Source organism: Pseudoxanthomonas kalamensis DSM 18571 (assembly GCF_010211745.1).
Taxonomy (GTDB): domain Bacteria; phylum Pseudomonadota; class Gammaproteobacteria; order Xanthomonadales; family Xanthomonadaceae; genus Pseudoxanthomonas_A; species Pseudoxanthomonas_A kalamensis.
The window spans coordinates 1-643 of record NZ_PDWQ01000060.1; the positions used below are offsets into that span (position 1 = coordinate 1).

The 643-nt window shown below is 54.3% G+C and carries 1 protein-coding gene; it reads left to right on the forward strand.

What is annotated here, in order from left to right:
- Positions 1 to 643 (forward strand): nucleotidyl transferase AbiEii/AbiGii toxin family protein (locus CSC70_RS13965; protein WP_246189439.1); only part of this gene is annotated, 643 nt, incomplete at both ends.

Genomic DNA, 643 nt, shown 5'->3' on the forward strand with positions numbered 1-643 from the left:
ATCAATGTCTAGCCTTCTCACGAACATCCCTGGATGGGTAAAAGCAGCTTCATCAGAGGAGAGAAGCTTTCGCGAGGCGGTCCACATCATCCTGGACACTATCGCCGCTGACACAAGGCTCAGCGATCTGCTGTGCCTTAAAGGCGGCATCTTGATGGCGTTGCACTACGAGAGTACGCGCCACACGACCGACATCGATTTCTCCACAGAAAAGCCTTTTTCGATTGATGCAGAAGTGGAGATCAAGGCGTTGATCGATGCTCGTCTGATCGAGGCAGAAGAGCGGCTTTCGTACGACACTGTGTGCAGGCGGCAGGGCTGGGTCGTTCAGCCTGGTCGAGATAAGACCTACGTGACGATCAAGATGAAAATTGGCTTTGCCACACGCGGGACAAGGCAGCACGAACGTTTATTACGCGGGCAGGCCGCGAATACGTTGAGCATTGATTACAGCTATCTAGAGTCGATCCCTCAAATCGAGGAGGTCAGCTTGGGCGCAGACGGGGTCTTGCGCGTTTACGCACTCCCGACGCTCGTAGCTGAGAAGATCAGGTCCCTTCTCCAGCAACCGCTTCGCGATAGGTATCGTCGCCAGGACGTCTTTGATCTTCAGCACCTACTGATCAATCGGCCAGAGCTCTAC